The sequence below is a fragment of the Streptomyces sp. HSS9-12 genome, assembly GCF_054963655.1.
The window spans coordinates 1-1,056 of sequence record NZ_JBUEGC010000122.1 but is presented as its reverse complement, the minus strand read 5'-3'; the positions used below and the strand labels follow the sequence as shown (position 1 = coordinate 1,056).

1 protein-coding gene is annotated in these 1,056 nt (G+C 71.0%); it reads right to left on the bottom strand.

From position 1 onward, the window contains the following. A partial coding sequence (locus ACY34J_RS28980; RefSeq protein ID WP_462729600.1) for an IS701 family transposase occupies positions 1-1,056 on the bottom strand: 1,056 nt, incomplete at both ends.

Below are 1,056 nucleotides of genomic sequence, written 5' to 3'. Positions count from 1 at the left end.
CGCGTCTTTTGGGGCCTGGGCCAGCCGTTGCAGGGTGCAGAAGGCGTGCGCGACCGAGACGAGGGTGACGTGGTGGTGCCAGCCGCCCCAGGTGCGGCCCTCGAAGTGGGCCAGGCCCAGGGCCTGCTTCATCTCCCGGTAATCGTGTTCGATGCGCCAGCGGAGCTTGGCGAGCCGGACCAGGGTGGTCAGCGGGGTGTCGGCGGGCAGGTCGGACAGCCAGAACTGGACCGGCTCGCTCTCACCGGCGGGCCACTCGGCCAGCAGCCAGCACACGGGCAGCTCCGGGCCGCAGGTGGCCTGCCGGATCTCGCGTCCGGCGGGCCGGATCCGCAAGGCCACGAAGCGGGAGTACATGCGCTTGAAGCCGGAGCGGCCCGTGCCGGGCCGGGAGCCCTCCCGCCACTGGACCGGCCGTGCGGCCTTCCGGCCCGCCGCGATGACCAGCTCTTTCACCGACCTGGCAGGGTCGGGGTACTTCGGCACCGGCGGACGCCCGGTTCCCGAGTACGGCTCGCATACCAGCGCCGCGTCTTCGGGCTGTGCCGACATGGTGGTGGAGATTCCCACCACGTAGCGCATACCCCGCTCCGCCAGGCCGAGCCGGAAGGCCGCGGCGTCGCCGTATCCGGCGTCGGCGATGGCCAGCGGCACCTCGATCCCCCAGGAGCGGGTCTCATCGGCCATGTCCAGGGCCAGCTGCCACTTCTCCACGTGCCCGATGTCGTCCGGGATGCTGCAGGCGGTGCGGCGGGCGACCTTGGCCGGGTCGGCTTTCGGCGAAGCGGGGTCCCAGGTCTGGGGCAGGAACAGCCGCCAATTGACCGCCGTGGAGGCGTGGTCGGAGGCGAGGTGGAGCGAAACACCCACCTGGCAGTTGGTGACCTTGCCGGCGGTGCCGGTGTACTGCCGGGACACACACGCAGAGGCGGTCCCGTCCTTCAGGAAGCCTGTGTCGTCGAAGACCAGGGCCTTCGGCCGGATCGCCGCTTCCATCTTCCAGGCCAGTTTCGCCCGGATGTGGGCGGGGTCCCAGGGGCTGGTGGTGATGAAGTG